Origin of the sequence: Caballeronia sordidicola (assembly GCF_002220365.1) — a bacterium.
Classification (GTDB): domain Bacteria; phylum Pseudomonadota; class Gammaproteobacteria; order Burkholderiales; family Burkholderiaceae; genus Caballeronia; species Caballeronia sordidicola_C.
This window is the reverse complement of record NZ_MTHB01000165.1, coordinates 64,674-82,103: the sequence shown is the minus strand read 5'-3', so window position 1 is coordinate 82,103 and position 17,430 is coordinate 64,674. Positions and strand designations below refer to the sequence as shown.

16 protein-coding genes and 1 pseudogene are annotated in these 17,430 nt (G+C 60.4%); 9 read left to right on the top strand and 8 right to left on the bottom strand.

From position 1 onward, the window contains the following. Positions 1–147 precede the first annotated feature (147 nt). The 3 genes from BSU04_RS24465 to BSU04_RS24455 all read left to right on the top strand — a co-directional run bounded on the left by BSU04_RS24465 (position 148) and on the right by BSU04_RS24455 (position 3,662). Complete coding sequence (locus BSU04_RS24465; RefSeq protein WP_089162998.1) at positions 148–858, top strand: TerC family protein; 711 nt, start codon at positions 148–150, stop codon at positions 856–858. A 118-nt stretch (positions 859–976) separates the two neighbouring features. Then, positions 977–1,603, top strand: a complete 627-nt coding sequence (locus BSU04_RS24460) for a pilin (RefSeq protein ID WP_306427221.1) — start codon at positions 977–979, stop codon at positions 1,601–1,603. A gap of 238 nt (positions 1,604–1,841) precedes the next feature. Next, positions 1,842–3,662 carry a PglL family O-oligosaccharyltransferase gene (locus BSU04_RS24455; RefSeq protein ID WP_089162996.1) on the top strand — a complete coding sequence of 607 codons (1,821 nt, stop codon included), beginning with the start codon at positions 1,842–1,844 and terminating at the stop codon, positions 3,660–3,662. A gap of 205 nt (positions 3,663–3,867) precedes the next feature. Here the strand turns inward: BSU04_RS24455 and moaC are convergent, their stop codons facing one another. The 7 genes from moaC to BSU04_RS24420 all read right to left on the bottom strand — a co-directional run bounded on the left by moaC (position 3,868) and on the right by BSU04_RS24420 (position 9,881). Continuing rightward, positions 3,868–4,347: a cyclic pyranopterin monophosphate synthase MoaC gene (gene moaC, locus BSU04_RS24450; protein WP_089162995.1), complete on the bottom strand. Its 480-nt coding sequence runs from the start codon at positions 4,345–4,347 to the stop codon at positions 3,868–3,870. Between the two features lie 103 nt (positions 4,348–4,450). Further along, on the bottom strand, positions 4,451–5,077 hold the full coding sequence (locus tag BSU04_RS24445; protein WP_089162994.1) for a DUF2946 family protein: 627 nt from the start codon (positions 5,075–5,077) through the stop codon (positions 4,451–4,453). Next, complete coding sequence (locus BSU04_RS24440; protein WP_089162993.1) at positions 5,070–6,401, bottom strand: YheT family hydrolase; 1,332 nt, start codon at positions 6,399–6,401, stop codon at positions 5,070–5,072. The genes BSU04_RS24445 and BSU04_RS24440 overlap by 8 nt, the downstream gene beginning before the upstream one ends. A 123-nt stretch (positions 6,402–6,524) precedes the next feature. Next, entirely contained in the window at positions 6,525–6,971 is a 447-nt protein-coding gene (locus tag BSU04_RS24435) for a nuclear transport factor 2 family protein (protein ID WP_089162992.1), read from the bottom strand. Positions 6,972–7,289: 318 nt separating this feature from the next. Then, on the bottom strand, positions 7,290–8,339 hold the full coding sequence (gene waaF / locus BSU04_RS24430) for a lipopolysaccharide heptosyltransferase II (RefSeq protein WP_089162991.1): 1,050 nt from the start codon (positions 8,337–8,339) through the stop codon (positions 7,290–7,292). 287 nt (positions 8,340–8,626) lie between these two features. Continuing rightward, entirely contained in the window at positions 8,627–8,821 is a 195-nt protein-coding gene (locus BSU04_RS24425) for a zinc-finger domain-containing protein (RefSeq protein WP_031359576.1), read from the bottom strand. A 136-nt stretch (positions 8,822–8,957) separates the two neighbouring features. Continuing rightward, the gene (locus BSU04_RS24420) at positions 8,958–9,881 is read right to left on the bottom strand and encodes a branched-chain amino acid transaminase (RefSeq protein WP_089162990.1); all 924 of its coding nucleotides are present in this window, start codon (positions 9,879–9,881) and stop codon (positions 8,958–8,960) included. A gap of 618 nt (positions 9,882–10,499) precedes the next feature. Here BSU04_RS24420 and BSU04_RS24410 point away from each other — a divergent pair. From BSU04_RS24410 to pyk, 4 genes are all read left to right on the top strand, one after another. Continuing rightward, positions 10,500–11,360: an AzlC family ABC transporter permease gene (locus BSU04_RS24410; RefSeq protein WP_089162988.1), complete on the top strand. Its 861-nt coding sequence runs from the start codon at positions 10,500–10,502 to the stop codon at positions 11,358–11,360. Next, positions 11,357–11,680: an AzlD domain-containing protein gene (locus BSU04_RS24405; protein ID WP_089162987.1), complete on the top strand. Its 324-nt coding sequence runs from the start codon at positions 11,357–11,359 to the stop codon at positions 11,678–11,680. The genes BSU04_RS24410 and BSU04_RS24405 overlap by 4 nt, the downstream gene beginning before the upstream one ends. Positions 11,681–12,157: 477 nt before the next feature. Further along, positions 12,158–13,348 (top strand): phosphoglycerate kinase, encoded by a 1,191-nt coding sequence (locus tag BSU04_RS24400; RefSeq protein WP_089162986.1) that lies wholly within the window; start codon positions 12,158–12,160, stop codon positions 13,346–13,348. 463 nt (positions 13,349–13,811) lie between these two features. Then, positions 13,812–15,248, top strand: a complete 1,437-nt coding sequence (gene pyk / locus BSU04_RS24395) for a pyruvate kinase (RefSeq protein ID WP_089163082.1) — start codon at positions 13,812–13,814, stop codon at positions 15,246–15,248. Positions 15,249–15,418: 170 nt separating this feature from the next. Here pyk and BSU04_RS24390 read toward each other — a convergent pair. Continuing rightward, positions 15,419–15,744: pseudogene (locus BSU04_RS24390) on the bottom strand (IS110 family transposase); the annotation flags it as partial. A gap of 303 nt (positions 15,745–16,047) precedes the next feature. Here BSU04_RS24390 and BSU04_RS24385 point away from each other — a divergent pair. Both BSU04_RS24385 and BSU04_RS24380 read left to right on the top strand, forming a co-directional pair. Then, a complete protein-coding gene (locus tag BSU04_RS24385; RefSeq protein WP_089162985.1) occupies positions 16,048–16,323 on the top strand; it encodes a hypothetical protein in 276 nt (91 codons plus the stop codon). A 224-nt stretch (positions 16,324–16,547) separates the two neighbouring features. Further along, positions 16,548–17,393 (top strand): LysR family transcriptional regulator, encoded by an 846-nt coding sequence (locus tag BSU04_RS24380; protein WP_144021336.1) that lies wholly within the window; start codon positions 16,548–16,550, stop codon positions 17,391–17,393. Positions 17,394–17,430 lie beyond the last annotated feature (37 nt).

The window sequence follows — 17,430 nt, the reverse complement described above, 5'->3', positions numbered from 1 at the left end:
TAAGGAATTGCCGATCGACAGAAAACGCAGGGCTAAGTTATGCTTACGTAAGCCTTTCGTAAAGCGTTGATTCTAAAAGCGGGGGAGCTAAGCTTCCCCGCTTTTTTATTGCGCGTCCGTTCTGTCGTTGTTGTTACCGGTTTTGTCATGCTCGAATTTTTCTCCACGCTCCATTGGGGCGCTGTTCTGCAAATCATCGTTGTCGATATTCTCCTTGGCGGCGACAACGCCGTCGTCATCGCGCTCGCCTGCAGGAATCTGCCGCCGCAACAACGCACGCGCGGCGTGCTGCTGGGTACGCTCGGGGCGATCGTGCTGCGGGTTGCGTTGATCTCGTTCGCCGTTGCGCTGCTCGATGTCCCATTCCTCAAGTTCGCCGGCGGCCTGATGTTGCTGTGGATCGGCGTGAAGCTGATGATGCCGGAACACAGCAACCCGAATATCAAGCCGACCGACCAGCTTTGGGCCGCGATCAAGACAATCATCGTGGCCGATGCCGTGATGAGCCTCGACAACGTGATCGCAGTGGCGGGCGCAGCCCAGAGCGCCGATCCGCAGCATCGGCTGGCGCTGGTTATCTTTGGCTTGTTGGTAAGCATCCCGCTGATCGTGTGGGGCAGTACGCTGGTGCTGAAGCTGCTCGACAAATTTCCGGTCGTGATTGCGCTCGGCGCCGGTTTGCTCGGGTGGATCGCGGGCGGATTGATGATCGACGATCCATTCTTCGACCGCTGGCCCGCGTTGAACGTGCTGGGCGCCGAATACACGGCGCACGTGATAGGCGCGGTGCTGGTGCTGGGCTTCGGATGGTATTTTCGCCGCCGTGTGCAGGTGGCGGAATCGAAAGCTGCGCACTGATTTTGGGTCAGGCCGTTGGCCGTCTGGCTGACTGTTGAGACCGGGTGGCGCTCAATAAGATCGAAGCGTCTGAATTGCATCACGCAACCAGGCGCTTCGTCTTTTTGGGAGTTCAGCGATGGCAGCAGCAATAACAGCAGCAATAACAGCAGCGATGTGCAGGGTAGAGGAAGCGGGTGGCAGCAAAACGTGGTTTCGAAGGCTGATTACGCGCGGCAAGATACAGCGTTTCGGGATGGGCTTCACGTTGATCGAGTTGATGATCGTGCTGGCAATTGTTGGCGTGGTCGCGGCATACGCCATTCCGGCTTATCAGGATTATCTGGCGCGCAGCCGGGTGGGCGAGGGCTTGTCGCTGGCGTCGTCGGCACGGTTGGCGGTGGCCGAAAATGCCGCGAGCGGCTCCGACCTGGGTGGGGGATATTCGTCGCCGCCGGGGACCCGGAACGTGGAGTCGATTCACGTCGACGATACCAATGGGCAAGTCACCATCGCGTTTTCCACGCGTGTGGCACCGGCCGGATCGAATACGCTCGTGCTTGTGCCGTCAACCCCGGACAACGCCGAGACACCGACTGCACGTACGGTTCTGACGAAGGGGTCGGTTCAGGCCGGATCGATCACGTGGGAATGTTTCGCCGCCACGAAAACAGCGTCCTCCTTGCCGGCGCCGGGCGCGGGTCCGTCACCTTCGGAAGCACCAACATTACCGCCCAATCTCGCTCCGCCGGAATGCCGGACTTAGCGAGTCGAAAGGCACTGAGCGAAGCTGAAAGGCTGGCCGCATGAAACCGTAATCGCGGCGAATCGTCGTCTTGACGCTTTTAAGCGAGCAGGCGGATTGCGGGCAGCCTCGATGTTTTGCCGAAACCACCACGGAATTTTCAGGAATGACGGTGTTTTCGGCGCATTTCATGCCAGGCGCCGCACAGCATGAGTAATTTTTTGTATAGTGCGCCGGTTGCCGACGTTCCCGACCCCACATGCCTTCAAACATCGCGCGCTACTTTTCTCTTGCTGTCCTCTGTCTGGCACTGACGATTCCGTTCGCGGTCGTCAACCACACCTATCCCATTCCAACCTTCTACGCCGAGTTCAGCGCGCTGGCACTGTTCCTGGCGCTTGGCGGGGGAATGGCGCTGATCGCGCGTTTGTCCGAGCCACGCGTGCCATTTGCGACGCCGGTCATCGCGTTGATGCCGCTCGTGCTCGGCTTGCTGCTCGTCGCGCAGACGGTTGTTTTGCCGGTGTCGCAGCCGTCGATGAACTGGCTCGGCGGCGGCTATTTGCTGGCATCGTTTATCGCGGTGCATACGGGTTACGGCTTCGTGCGCGCGGGTCTGGGCGAAAAGGCGTTGCGCTGGGGCGCGGCGGCGTTGATCGTCGGTGGCCTGTTCGCCGTGTTCTGCCAGGTCGTGCAGTTGTTCCACATGGAGCCGAAGTTTTCGCCGTTCGTGGTCGCCTACAACGTTACGATCGAACGGCGGCCGTTCGGCAACATGGCCCAGGCGAATCACCTTGCCACGTACATTGCGTTCGCGACAGCGGGTGCGCTGTATCTGGTGCAGACACGACGCCTGCCGGTAATCGTATGGCTCGTCTTGTCCACGATATTTTCAGCGGGCCTCGCGTTGACCGTGTCGCGGGGGCCGTGGTTGCAGATGGGCGTGATCATGGTCGCGGGATTGTGGATGGCCTTCATTCAGGGCCGTTCGACGGTGGCCGACGATCCGGATGGTCCCGCCAGTCGTGCGGGTCGCAGCAAAACGCGCGCGTGGCTGATTCCGATCGTGCTGCTGGTGTTGTTCTTCGCGGTGAACGCAGCCATTCGCTGGGCGAACTTGCGTTTTCAGCTTGAACTTGGTCAATCGGCGGCGCAGCGGATGCAGGACGCGAATCAGATCGCGCCGCGCCTTGCGCTCTGGAAGTACGGCTGGACCATGTTCCTGACGCATCCGTTGCTGGGCGTTGGCTGGGGCGAGTTCCCGCTGCATCAGTTCGAGTTCGTGCGGGAGCTTGGCGGTGTGGAGATCGCGAACAATTCGCACGATATATTCATCGACCTGCTGGCGAAAACCGGTCTGCTCGGCATGGCGATCGTGTTGTTCAGCGTGGTGTGCTGGCTCGTGCGCGTGCTGCGTGCGCCGCATACGCCTGCGCGGATTTTCGCGCTGTCGCTGCTCGGCGTGCTGATGATGCATGCGCTGGTTGAGTATCCGCAGCAGTACATGTTCTACCTGATGCCCGCGATGCTGATCTTCGGCTTGCTCGAAACGCGGCCGTTGCGCTGGGTGTCGCGGTCGTTTTCCTATGGGTTGTATGTTGTGCTGGTGGTGCTTGGACTGGCTTCGCTGTATCCCATCTTGCGCGATTACAACCGGTCGGAAGTGCTCTATTACGGTTCGCAACCGGCTGAGCAATATCGTGCGGATCCGTCGTTTTTGTTCGGCGCCTGGGGGGAGTATGGTGCCGCGACGTTGATGCCGATGAACAGCCAGGACCTCGCCAACAAGCTTGTGATGCATCGTCAGGCGCTGGCGCTGTTGCCTGGGGAAACGGTGTTGCGACGCTATGCGGTGCTGCAGGCGCTGGCCGGCCAGTCGCAGGACGCGCTCGATACCATCGCCCGGTTGAAGATATTCTCCACCGAGCTTCACGACTGGCCACAACAACTGGCGGATCTTTATCAGTTGCTCGACGATCAGGGTAAGCCGCTGGCCGGGTTCAAGGCCGAGTTGATGAAGATGTATGGCGTACCCGCCCCGTCGGCTACTGACGATGATAGTGATGATGGGGATGATTGATACAGCGGCTTGATCGATGACTTCGCTGTAACTGAGAGTCTCAAATCCGAAGAGATCGATCGCGGCTAAAAACAAAGGCAGTTCCGACTTGCGTTGGAACTGCCTTTTTCTCGGCTCAACATTGTCGGCTATCAATGCTGGTCATCAAGCAGCGACAGCGATTTACCAAGGATTAGTACACGCGGCGATATTCAGGCGCCCGTGATCAGCGCCCCGCCACCCAATCCCCCGATTTCCCGCCGTGCTTCTCCAGCACTTTCACATTGGTGATCGTCATTGCGCGATCCACTGCTTTGCACATGTCATAAACCGTCAGCAGTCCCACTTGCACGGCGGTCAGCGCTTCCATCTCCACGCCTGTGCGCCCGACCGTTTCCACACGTACCTCGCAAAAGACGCCGGGCAGGTTTTCATCGATGGAAAAATCCACCGCCACTCGCGTCAATGCCAGCGGATGGCATAACGGGATCAGATCGGAAGTGCGTTTCGCGCCCTGGATTGCTGCAATTCGCGCGACGCCGAGCACATCACCTTTTTTAGCCTTGCCGTCGCGGATCAGCGCAAGCGTGGCGGGCAGCATGACGATCGAACCGCGCGCGATGGCTACACGGCGCGTCTCGCTTTTGTCGCCGACATCGACCATGTGCGCTTCGCCAGAAGCATCGAAATGTGTAAGTCCGGACATAACCTCTCCTTGCAACGGGCGCTCATCATAACAGCGGCGCGCGGGCGATCCGGGCGCGCACACGCTGCTACGATAAGCCCTTCAAGTCGTTTTCGCTTTCGCACTACAAGGCTGCCGCTTTCGCCGCCGGGCTGGTAACGAAGCCAAACTTGCCCGGCACATCGGCTCGATTGATACGCCCCAGCGCCAGATCCAGGCCAGCCGCGAAATGGAATACGCCGCCGTCATCGTCGAGATCGGCGTGTGTGGAAAACAGATCGAGATCGTGATCGTGCAATGCGGCGACACGCGGCGCATACAAGCCATCACGGGCATCGGCGCCATCTGAAAACAGCACACCGCCTTCATCGTCGAGCCAGACCGCTGTCGGCTCAAACCGTCCGCCAGCGTGATCCGTCAGCCGCAGCACGCGGTCAGTCGCGTCATCCGTCGCGTCATCCATCGCGTCATCCACTTCACTCAGCCGCACGATCCACGGCGTGTAACCCAATTCCACATACACGCGTTGCGGGCCGTTTTGAAAGAACCACTGACCGTCGGCATCGGCGGCGTAGTTGCGGTTGATGAAGCCCAGCAACGCGTCGTGCCGGATGATGTCGCCGGGAAGGCCTGCCGCCTGAGTGGCGTCGTCGCGCATGCGCCACTGACCGCGGCGATCAAGCAGCAGCCAGCCGGTGCAATGCGGGACATTGGGCCATTTGGCCAACGCTTGTTTGACAATCTCATCCATGCTCGGAATCCGTTTGGTGTGCTGCATGATGCACGTGGTGCACGTGGTGCACGTGGTGCACATGATGCACATGGGTCTGCAAATAGCCGAACACCCGCTGCGACAACCAGTCGATCCGCCCCGGAAACGGCCCCGTCATAAACCCGACGTGTCCGCCATGCGCGGGTTGATCGAGCGTCACGGCCGCTGAAACCTCCGCCGCCGACGGCAACACTCGCCCAGGCAGAAACGGATCGTTGCGGGCGTTCAGAAGCAGCGTGGGAATGGCGATGCGAGGCAGATAGGGCCGGGTGGTGGCGCGGGTCCAGTAGTCTTCGGTATCGCGAAAACCATGGAGCGGCGCGGTCACGGCGTTATCGAAGGCATGCATGGTGCGGGCCGCGAGCATGGCGTCGCGGTCGAACAGGCCGGGATACTGGTCGAGTTTCGCCAGCGCCTTGCGCTTGAGCGTCTTGAGAAAGCTGCGCGTGTAGACCATGCCGAAACCCTGCGATATGGAGTGGCCGCCGGCGTGGACATCAAGCGGTGCGGAGATCGCGGCGGCAGCGTCCAGAATGGCGGCCGCGTCCTGTTCCTGCTCGCACAACCAGCGCAGCAGCACGTTGCCGCCCAGCGATACCCCCGCCGCGATCACCGGCCCCGGATGTTGCGCCTTCAAACGACGCAAGACCCAGTCGACTTCGGCGCTATCGGCAAGATGGTAGAAGCGAGGGAGGAGATTCATCGATCCGCCACAACTGCGGAAATGCGGCACGACGCCAAACCAGCCGCGCGCTTTCGCTTCGGCCATCAGCACGCGTGCGTAGTGGGAGTTCGAGCTGCCTTCAAGTCTGTGGAAGAGCACAAAGAGCGGTGCGGCTGGATCGGGAGGGGGATTCGCCCCTCGCGCCGCTACTGTGTCGAGGCTAACGTGATCGTGCAAAGCCGCGGCTTCATCGAACGATGTGGCAACGGCGTTTCGAAGCTCGCGCGGCGCAGGCTGCGAGGCGTGTGCGGTGGCGGCATCGGCATGAACGCGTTTGTTGCCTTCACCTTCACCATCGGCGTCATAAGCCAGCCAGTCGAGATCGATGAAATCGCCGTCCGGAGTCGTCCATCGTTCCCGCCGGTATTTCACCGCCGGCCGCGGTGCGAACAACGCCGGCACGATAGTCTGCGCATGCGCGGTGGGTAGCCATCGAGGCGCTCGATACAGCCATTCGGCCAGCGGTTCAAGCGTTGTTTGGCTCACTGCGTCGAGAGCGGCCGAAGCGGTCTGCTCAAGCGCAGAGGGGGTATCCAGCGCCGGAGCGTCAGGAATGAGATGAGCGTGATCGCGTTTCATGGCGCGTCTTCAAACAGGAAGCAGGATGCGAACGGATGCCGACGGTCTGCCGATCAGACTGGCAGAGCAATTGTCGAGCCGCGGACGCCGGCTACCCTGCCCAGCGTACCCGCAAAACCGATGTCAATGCAGCGGACCTTGTCCGTGTCGCATTTTCGCAGCAATTTGGTTTGCTGCTTCGTCTGGCATCGCACTAGCGTGGATATGTGCAATGCGCCATTCCCCACGTTCGTGGACCATCACATAGGTGCTGAACACCATGGCGGGCGAGCTGCCCGGTTCGGCGGGCTGATGCGCTTCGGCGATGGCGTAGACCACGGTGCCGAGACTGTCGTATACGCGGATATCGAGCGGCTCGACCGTGACCGGCCGGTTCTCCAGTTGCGTCGCAAGGCCCGCGCGAACGCTGTCCAGGCCGCTCAGATGCGAGCCGTCCGCACAGATGAAGGTGGCGAATTCCTCGTCGATCCAGAGCGCCATGATGCTGTCGATATTGCCCTCCGCGACAGCCTGGTAATAGGCGTTGAGGGTATCGGCGGCGGCTTCGAAGAGGCGGGCAAAACGTGGCATGGCTAGTGGGTCTCTAACGGTCGATGCATGGCGCCTGATGTTCTCGGACAGTGAACGCCACGGTTCGGTCAAGTTTCAAAAGCATGCCCCGGCTTAGGGACATTGGCATGTCAGGAACCGATACCGCAAACGCTCCATCGATCGGGAATCGGGAATCGGGAGGACGCGGTCGCGGCGCCGGGGAATCTGGCGTGGCGGACGCCGCCCTGACGAAGTCATGAAGCAGTCTTTGAAGCAGTCCTTGAAGCTGAAGCGGCCGGCGAGTCTTGCTCGATCAGCATGAGCCGTGGCGCCGAAGCTGCTTCAACCCAACCCGCTTTAATGACGCTGCATCATCAACATGCCGCGTAGATCGCCGAAAACCTGCTCGGCGCCGAGTTCACGCAAACAGTTCAAATGACCCAGCGGACACTCGCGGGCAAAGCACGGACTGCATTCGAGGTGCAGCCATTGTACCTTTGCGAGATCGGAGAGTGGCGGTGTGTGGCGCGGGTCGGTCGAGCCGAACACCGCCACCAGCGGGCGGCGCAGCGCGGCGGCCACGTGCATCAGGCCGGAATCGTTGGTGACCACGGCGCTCGCGCGCGAGATCAGCGCGCAAGCTTCGCCGAGCGACGTTTGCCCGCACAGGTTGCGCACGTTCGGCGCGCGATCGGCAATGGCCTGGGCGATGGGCGAATCTTTCGGCGACCCGAGCGCGACGATCCGCGCATACGGAAACGACTGCGCGATGAACTGCGCGAGCGCCGCGAAATGCTCCGGCGGCCAGCGTTTTGCCGGACCGTATTCCGCGCCCGGACAAAACACGACGAGCGGCGCGCGCGTGTCGAGATTGAAGCGGGCGGAGACGCGCGCCGCTTCGTTCAGGTCGGCATCGAGTCGCGGTACCGGCATGGGAACCGTGGCGTTTTCCTGCAGCCACGGCAGCTTCGCACCCGGCGCGTAGGCGAGGGCGGCGTACTGGCTCACCATGGGCGGACGTTGACCCTTGGCCGGATTCGCGTGCCGCACGTTGAGCAGGCCATAACGGCTTTCGCCCGTATAGCCGACCCGCAGGTTGACCCCCGCCATCCACGGAATCAGCGCCGATTTGAACGAATTCGGCAGCACATACGCGGCGTCGTAACCCACGTCGCGCAGATCGCTCGCGAGTTGCCAGCGACGCAGCATTTGCAGCTTGCCGTGGGCGAGATCGGTGGCGTAGACGTCGTGGATCTCGGGCATGCGTTCCAGCACGGGCGCGACCCAGGCGGGCGCGACAGCATCGATGACAATGCGCGGATGCAGTTTCTTGAGCAGCGAAAACAGCGGCTGCGCCATCAATGCGTCACCAATCCAGTTCGGTGCGATAACCAACGCGCGACGCATCTATGTAAGTTCCAGTCTCAAAATTAACGCAGCTCACACCATGTGGGCGGGCGCGTTGTGGCAATTGGGGGTGAGGGCGCCCGGCATCCAGCGTCCGGTAACCGGCCTGTCTGGCGTCGAGGCGCGAGGTGTTGTGCCTTCAAAACATCGAGCGCGGCCGGAGCGCGGTATTCAACGGGGTCGGCGGCAGCATCGGCTGGTTGCGGCACAGCATCGCTGGTGGCCGCGAAGACCAAGCGGGCGGCGTGGTTCAAACCGCATGCCGCTTGCTTCGCGAAGACGAAGATTCAATGACCCTTGATGTGTTCGCCGTCTTTCAGCTTGTAGCGCGTGCCGCAATACGGGCAACGTGCTTCGCCGTGGGAAATATCGAGGAAAACGCGCGGATGCGTGCTCCAGCGCGGCATGTTGGGGTTCGGGCAGAACGCCGGCACATCTTTCGCCGACAACTGGACCAGCGGCATTTCCTTCAGTTCGCTCATGAGGAATCTCGTTCGTTCTAGTCTGGGGACGCGGTGAACCTTATTTTTTTCGAGTCCGGTATTCCTGAAAACTCAAAAAACCAGTTCACCGCCGCACGTCATGCGTCGGGTTGCACGTTAAGTTACTTCACTTGCGTCACTTAACTTGCGCAAGCCAATCGGCGTACTTTTCGTTCTTGCCGCTCACGACATCGAAGAAAGCGCTTTGCAGCTTTTCGGTGATCGGACCACGCTTGCCTTCGCCGATGGTGCGATTGTCCAACTCGCGGATCGGCGTGACTTCAGCGGCCGTGCCGGTGAAAAACGCTTCGTCGCAGGTGTAGACCTCGTCCCGGGTGATGCGCTTTTCAATTACCTGAATGCCGAAGTCGCGTGCGAGCGTGATGACCGTGTCGCGCGTGATGCCGTCCAGGCACGAAGCCAGGTCGGGCGTGTACAGCTTGCCGTTGTTCACCAGGAAGAAGTTTTCGCCGGAGCCTTCGGACACGTAGCCGTCCACGTCGAGCAACAGCGCTTCGTCGTAACCGTCGGTGATGGCTTCCTGATTCGCGAGAATCGAGTTCACGTACCAGCCCGACGCCTTCGCGCGGACCATGGAGACGTTCACATGATGGCGCGTGAACGACGACGTTTTCACGCGGATGCCCTTCGCAATGCCGTCGTCGCCAAGATAGGCGCCCCACGGCCACGCGGCGATCGCGACGTGAATGGTGTTGCCTTTCGCCGATACCCCCAGCTTTTCCGATCCCACCCAGATGATCGGCCGGATGTAGCACGATTCCAGCTTGTTCACGCCGACCACTTCGAGTTGCGCGGCTTCAAGCGTTGCGTGGTCGAACGGCACTTCCATCTGGAAGATCTTGGCGGAGTTGAGCAGGCGCTTGGTGTGGTCTTTCAGGCGGAAGATCGACGTGCCGTTGCCGGTCTTGTAGGCGCGCACGCCTTCAAAAACGCCCATGCCGTAGTGCAGCGTGTGGGTGAGCACGTGGATGTTGGCGTCGCGCCAGTCGATCAGCTTGCCATCCATCCAGATCTTGCCGTCGCGGTCGGCCATTGACATACGATTTCTCCTGGCGAGTAGTGTGCAGATGTTGAGTGGGCCGCCCGTTTGCGCCAGCGTATCTCGCCTGCTTGTCACGCCAGCTTGAACAGCGTGACGATGACAACGGGCTTCTACGCGTTGTTCCGGTCCGTGGCGCCTGTCCGTGGACAGCGCGCGGGGCATGGGATTCCAGCGCAAAACCGGTAAACAACGGGGCGGCCAAAGACCGTCATTTTAGCGTCTTTTCGATTAAAAAATGGGCGCTGTCGGCCATTTGGCACCTTTCACGACGCTATAATTTGCCTTTCGCCGTCACGCGACGTGCTCAGGGCGCAGTCAAAGTTGCGGTTCGAAAGCCAGCCGTGAGGCAGGTCCGAAAGCCCGCCGTCTGGATCGGTTGGCCTGATCAGGCGTGAAACCGGGCGTGATTCAAGGCTCGGCGCGACGGTCCCGGGTCTTGTATCGGGTCGCTTCAGACCGCGCTTCAGACTGCGATTCAGACTGCGATTCAGGCAGCGATTCAGGCTCGATCCGCGGCGGGTCTGTGCTAATCGTTCGGACAAAGCCCGTTCTTCGCCAGTTCCATCGGATCCGCCGCTCAACCGCGCAAGCACACCGCGACTCGCACCAATCTCCATGTTCGACCGCCTGTCAGACCTCAACCGACGCGCGTTTCTCGATGGCGTCAAAACCCTTTCTCCGGCGGTTCCGGCCACGTTTTCGTGGGGTCTCGTCACCGGCATTGCAATGGCGAAGTCCGTGCTGACCGTGCCGCAGGCTCTCGGCATGTCGCTCGCGGCCTACGCGGGATCGTCGCAATTGGCTGTGCTGCCGTTGTTCGCCGCGAAGCTGCCGCTCTGGACCATCCTGCTGACCGCCGCCATGGTCAACCTGCGGTTCGTCATTTTCAGCGCAGGGCTTGCGCCCCATTTCGCCTATTTGCCGCTGCGCCGCCGGCTGGTGCTCGGTTATTTCAATGGCGACATCATTTACCTGATGTTCCAGAAGCGTAATTTCCCGACCGGCTATCAGCCCGGCAAGGAGGCGTTTTTCTGGGGCATGGCGGCGACGAGCTGGTCCTCGTGGCAAGTGTCGTCCATAGCGGGAATCCTGCTCGCGAGCCTTTTCCCCGATAACTGGGGCCTCGAGCTCGCCGGTACGCTTGCGCTGATTCCGCTGATCGTCTCGGCTATCGCGACGCGCTCCACGCTGGCGGCTGTTGGCGTGGCGAGCGTGATCGCGTTGATTGCGCTTGACCTGCCGTATCGGCTTTCTCTACCGCTGGCCGTGGCGGCGGCCCTGCTCGCCGGAACATTTGTCGACGTCATGGCGGAGAAGCTGGGAACAGGACGCAAAACCAGCGGCGCGCCAAGGCGTGCGGAAAACTCCGCTCCGCACCTCACCGACGCCGAGCCGCTGAATCCCTCATTCGATCCCCAGCCATCCGATCTCGACCAATCGCCGGTCAGCCCCAAGCGCACCCGGAGCGCCCGATGAGCGCCGCGCAAGTCTGGCTGGCCATTGCAGGCATGGGGCTGATCACGGGCATCACGCGCGCGCTGTTCCTGATGGGCGGCGAGCGCATGATCCTGCCCGAGCGTGTGCAGCGCGCGCTGCGCTATGCGCCGGCTGCGGCACTGGTTGCGGTCGTCGTGCCCGACCTGCTGACTACGCCGGCCGGCCTGTCGATCGCTTTCTCAAATCACGCGCTCTACGCTTCGCTCTGCGGTCTCGCCTGGTTTCTATGGCGCCGGGGCATGCTCGGGACGATTGTCGTCGGCATGATTGTCTTCACGGTGTTGCGGCTGTTCACCTGAAGCTGATTTTGCTGCGGCGCGTCATGCGGCGTGTCGTGTAAGCCATTGCAAACTCGCGGATCCCGAATCCTGGGGATTTGCGTTTCCTGCGTCGAACGGGCATGGGTATCGGTTAAAATGGCGCTCTCGCTGTCGTATCGAATGAGGTCGAAACGTGTATCCGGCAGTCATCGCACACCAGCTTCACTCGCTCCATTCTTCGCTGCAACGCCTCGTCGTCTGGGCCTCCAGGTGGCGGGCGGAAGGCGCGGCACGTCTCGTTTCGTTGTCCCTTGCTTGTTCGAATCCTTGCTCGAATCCTCCGCTTGGCGCTGGCCGCCTTGCGATGTCGCGCGCACGCCGGCTTACCACCGGGATGTTCCCGAGCACTTCACTTTCCCCGTAGCGACCTTTGTGAGCCCGCTGGCATAAATCCACGGCGCGCAGATTCAACTCGCCCGAACCGCTTTCCAATTACTCGCTCACCCGCTGACTCCCATGACGAAAGTATTGCGTTTCACCGATCTGATCGCCGAAGGCAAAGTGTCCGGCAAACGTGTTTTCATCCGAGCCGACCTCAACGTCCCGCAGGACGACCAGGGCAACATCACCGAAGACACGCGCGTGCGCGCCTCGGTGCCGGCGATCCAGCAAGCGCTGGCAGCAGGCGCCGCCGTGATGGTCACGTCCCATCTCGGCCGCCCGACGGAAGGGCAGTTCAAGCCGCAAGACTCGCTTGCGCCGGTGGCCAGGCGCCTCGGCGAATTGCTCGGCCGCGAAGTGCCGCTGATCGCCGATTGGGTTGACGGTGTGCAGGTGCAGCCGGGCCAGGTCGTGCTGCTCGAAAACTGCCGCTGCAACAAGGGTGAGAAGAAAAACGACGACGCGCTGTCACAGAAGCTCGCCAAACTCTGCGATATCTATGTGAACGACGCGTTCGGCACCGCGCATCGTGCGGAAGCCACCACGCATGGCATTGCGAAATACGCGCCCGTGGCCTGCGCCGGACCGCTGCTTGCCGCTGAACTGGATGCATTGGGCAAGGCGCTCGGCGAGCCGAAGCGCCCGCTGGTCGCCATTGTCGCGGGATCGAAGGTATCGACGAAACTCACCATCCTCAAGTCGCTGGCCGAGAAAGTGGACCAGTTGATCGTGGGCGGCGGCATTGCCAATACGTTCATGCTCGCGTCGGGGTTGAACATCGGCAAGTCGCTGGCGGAGAAGGATCTCGTCGATGAAGCCAGGACCATCATCAGCGAAGCGCGGGCGCGTGGGGCGTCGGTGCCCATTCCGAGCGACGTCGTGACTGCGAAGGAATTTGCCGCGACCGCCAAGGCAGAAACGAAAGCGGTGGACCAGGTGCAGGACGACGACCTGATCCTCGATATCGGCCCGGACACCGCCAAGGCGCTTGCCGCGCAGTTGGAGAAGGCGGGCACGATCGTGTGGAACGGACCGGTTGGCGTGTTCGAATTCGACCAGTTCGGCAATGGCACGAAGACGTTGGCGGATGCGATTGCGAACTCATCGGCGTTTTCTATTGCAGGTGGCGGCGACACGCTCGCGGCCATCCAGAAGTACGGCATCCACGACAAGATCAGCTATATATCGACTGGCGGCGGCGCGTTCCTGGAGTTTTTGGAAGGCAAGACGCTGCCGGCGGTGGAAGTGCTCGAGTCGCGGGCCTGAGCCGATGAAACGAGCCACGTCGAAGAGCGATCGTCCCGAGTCCGTAGGTGCTGCAAATAAAGAAGAGTTGGCCGCTGACGCGGGTTTGTCGGTGGCTGCAGAAATTGGATCGAGGGTGCAGGTTGGGGGCAAACCCCTCAACCCCGCTCGCGCTCCGGCCAGGTCGGAGCGTTCCGCTGCGACGCCGGCCCGGCGTGGTTCGGATTCAAAGCAGGAAACGAGCAAGGAAATCAGCAAGGAAATCAGCAAGGAAATCAGCAAGGAAATCAGCAAGGAAACGGCGGTCATGATTGGTGGCGCGAGCGCGTCGCTGATTCCGGTCGCCGGACAGCTATCGAATAGCCATCACAAAGCGACGCCGGCCCGAGCCGGCGCGCGTTCGCAGGCGGAGACATCTTCATCCCCGTCGGCACACCGTACTCGCAGCGCTGTTTCAGGCGATACCACCCAGACGAGGAATTCCATGCATCGCGCTACAAAGATTGTCGCCACTATCGGCCCCGCTTCCAGTACCCCTGAGATCCTGCTGCAAATGATGCAGGCAGGTCTCGATGTGGTCCGCTTCAACTTCTCGCACGGCACGGCCGACGATCACCGCCAGCGCGCGCAATACGTTCGCGACGCCGCCAAGCAATGCGGTCGTGAAGTGGCGTTGATGGCTGATTTGCAAGGCCCGAAGATTCGCGTGGGCAAGTTTGAAAACGGCAAGGTCACGTTGATTGCGGGCAATTCGTTCATCCTCGATGCTCGTTGTGAATTGGGCAATGACGAACGTGTTGGCCTGGATTACCCCGATCTGCCGCGTGACTTGCGCGCGAACGACGTGCTGTTGCTGAACGACGGGTTGATCGTGCTCGACGTGGTTCGTGTGATTGGCGAAGAGATCCATACCACCGTGAAAGTGGGCGGTGATCTATCGAACAACAAGGGCATCAACCGGCAGGGCGGCGGCCTGACGGCGCCGGCGCTGACCGAGAAGGACATGGAGGACATCAAGACGGCGATGTCCCTTGGCGCGGACTTTGTGGCGGTATCGTTTCCGAAGAACGCCACGGACATGGAGATGGCGCGGCAGTTGGCGAACATCGCGGGTGCGCCTTATGGCATCAAGCCGAAGATGATCGCGAAGATCGAGCGTGCGGAAGCCATTCCGGCGTTGCAGGGCATTCTTGATGCGTCGGACGGCATCATGGTTGCGCGAGGCGATCTGGCGGTGGAAGTGGGTAATGCGGCTGTGCCGGCATTGCAAAAACGCATGATCCGGATGGCGCGCGAGTCGAACAAGTTTGTGATTACCGCTACGCAGATGATGGAGTCGATGATCCATGCGCCTGTGCCTACGCGTGCTGAAGTGTCTGATGTGGCGAATGCGGTGCTGGACGGTACGGATGCGGTGATGTTGTCGGCGGAGACGGCGGCGGGTAAATATCCGGTGACGACCATCGAGACCATGGCGGCGATTTGCCTTGAGGCTGAGAAGTCTGAGCAGAGCGAGCTGGACAAGGATTTCCTTGATCGCACCTTCACGCGGATTGATCAATCCATTGCGATGGGTGCGTTGTTCACGGCTTACCACTTGGGCGCGAAGGCGATTGTTGCTTTGACGGAGTCCGGGGCGACGGCGTTGTGGATGTCGCGGCACTGGTCGCATGTGCCCATTTTTGCGCTGACGCCGCGCATTGGCAGTGAGCGGACGATGGCGCTTTATCGGAACGTGACGTCGTTGCACCTGGATACGAACACCGATCGCGATGTTGCGCTTCAGCAGGCGCTGGAGGTGGTGGTATCGAAGGGGTATGCCGCTCGCGGCGATATGGTCGTGTTGACTGTGGGCGAGCCGATGGGGCAAGCCGGCGGCACGAACGCGATGAAGATCGTGCGGGTGGGAGATCCGTTTTAAGTTAGTTCGAGGGCGACGGATTTGGGCGGGCGGGTTTCGGGGCGGTCGGTCGCGGTCTATGCCGGGTTGCCGGCTTCCGCGGTTAGCGGTCCGAGACGAGAAGGACGCCCCCACACGTTCGACGCCCTTGAGCTGCATCGGACGTTGATGCGTCTACGCACAGGCGCGGGCAGACATACAACCAGCTTGCGCATGCAGTCCTGATGCGAAAGCACTTCTTTCTGCAATTGCCCACGATCGCGCATCAAGTGACGCGATGACTCGGCTTGTAGTGACGGCGCGTGAACCACATGCATACGGTCGCGTTCGCCGCGCAGCCACGCGCGCGGATTCATCGCAAGCTTGATCGCATCAAGCGCTGCCTGCCGCCGTAGCGCGGCCTGCGCTCTCATCATTGTATGCACGGCCGGCTGCTCGCGTTGTCCGTCGTGCCGCGCAACCTTCCATTTGCCGCGGCCAACTCGAGCGACGCCGACAGCGCCAACTTCTGCGCAATCCTCCTTACCTCAGCGCTTCATCGCGCGCCATTTCGCCCTGCAAAAGACGAAAGTAAACGCGTTTTCCGTCAAGTTAATCACCCCCTGTCTCTAATCCATTGATTGTTTACGAGCCTTCATTCAATTGCCCCGGCACCCGTTTTTCGGGATTGATAGTTTAGGAAAAGTCCGATTGATCGGAATGTCTCGCGTACCTAACGTTGATCACATCGATCAAATCAATGTGTCAATGCGTTATGGGCGGTTCTGCTTCAGCACATCATTCGTTCCCGGATGTTCAGGACAGATAGCGAGGTATCCAAGTGGCATTCCAGTCTCTTGCATTAACCCAGTCTCAAGATCAAACGCTCGCTGGCAGTGACACCGCTAGCAACCTGCGCGCGGTCTACCACCTCGACGCTCACCCAGACCGAGCGAGCCTTGCCGACGACATTACCCAACTGCCCCCACACTGCGAACCGCTTGCCTGCCGGATCATCGACTCTCTAGTTGGTACGCACTTCATCGTCCAGCCGGTCGCTTGCTTCGAGCCAAAGATCATCAGTAGCTTTTCCCTCCACGTCAACACCATCAATTAAACGCATTGATTAGGACATGCAACCTGTCTTCCCGCTTCCGCCCAGGTCTGGGTGTGCGCAAATTTCAATTGCGAGGACGCGAAGCGTTTCGCCAAAGGACGAACAGGTTCAGTAAATGTCATCGCTTCCGGTTCGCTAATCTCTGTCGCAGCCGGGCTGTTTAGGCCGGTCAGCTATCCGCTGCCCATTGCCTGGCAACAAGATCCTTCAAAAGGGAGCGCCCCGTGAATATCGTTTCGCAAATGCGCATCTTCGCGCGAGTGGCACAACTCAGAAGTTTCACGATGGCAGCGAAGGAACTCCAAATCGCTCCTGCATCGATCTCGCGTGGTGTTTCCCAATTGGAAATGCGACTACATGTGCGAGTCTTGATCCGAACAACGCGCGAGGTTTCTTTAACAACTGCAGGTGCCCGCTTCCTCGAATCGATTCGTGAATTTCTCGAGACCTACGACAATCTTGAGAAAAAACTCACGAACTCCTCACCGGAAATATGGCGTTCAATCCCGGTCGCAAGTTGGCAAAAATGGGATTCCATCGTGGCAATGCGTTGCCTCGTAGAACTCGCTCAATGCGGAAGTGTTTCACAAGCCGCCGAAACGCTATCCCTTTCGAGACGATCGCTCGAACAACATATCGCTTCGATGGAAGCGCGGTTCGGTGCGCCTCTTTTGATCAGGCTTAGATCTCACATTTCTTTAACGGCGACCGGAAATCAATATCTCGATGAAATCCGTCACGTGCTCATGGAATTTGAACGCATAAACCTCAATCCGCTCGACGGACAGAAACCGGCTGGCATTCCTGCTGCAACGGCTTCACAAATAGACGCCACATGGACGGGAGACAATGAAGCTGTCTGCTGGTGGTCCGATATGGATGCCGCTGAGGAAGAGATAGCGAGAGCTTGCTTCGAGCGAGGATATAACGAGATTTTCTTTGAATCTCGGCATCCTCGGTTCTGCAAAGAAAGCGGAGTCGTGGAGGGCGAGTACTCGGACCCCAGGATCCTTCGCGCTTGGAAAATGTTCAGACTCGGCTGGGTGGCTCGCAGGCAGGCCTCGAACTGAACCGCACCGGTTTGAGTGGAGGCTGTCGGGTTTAAGT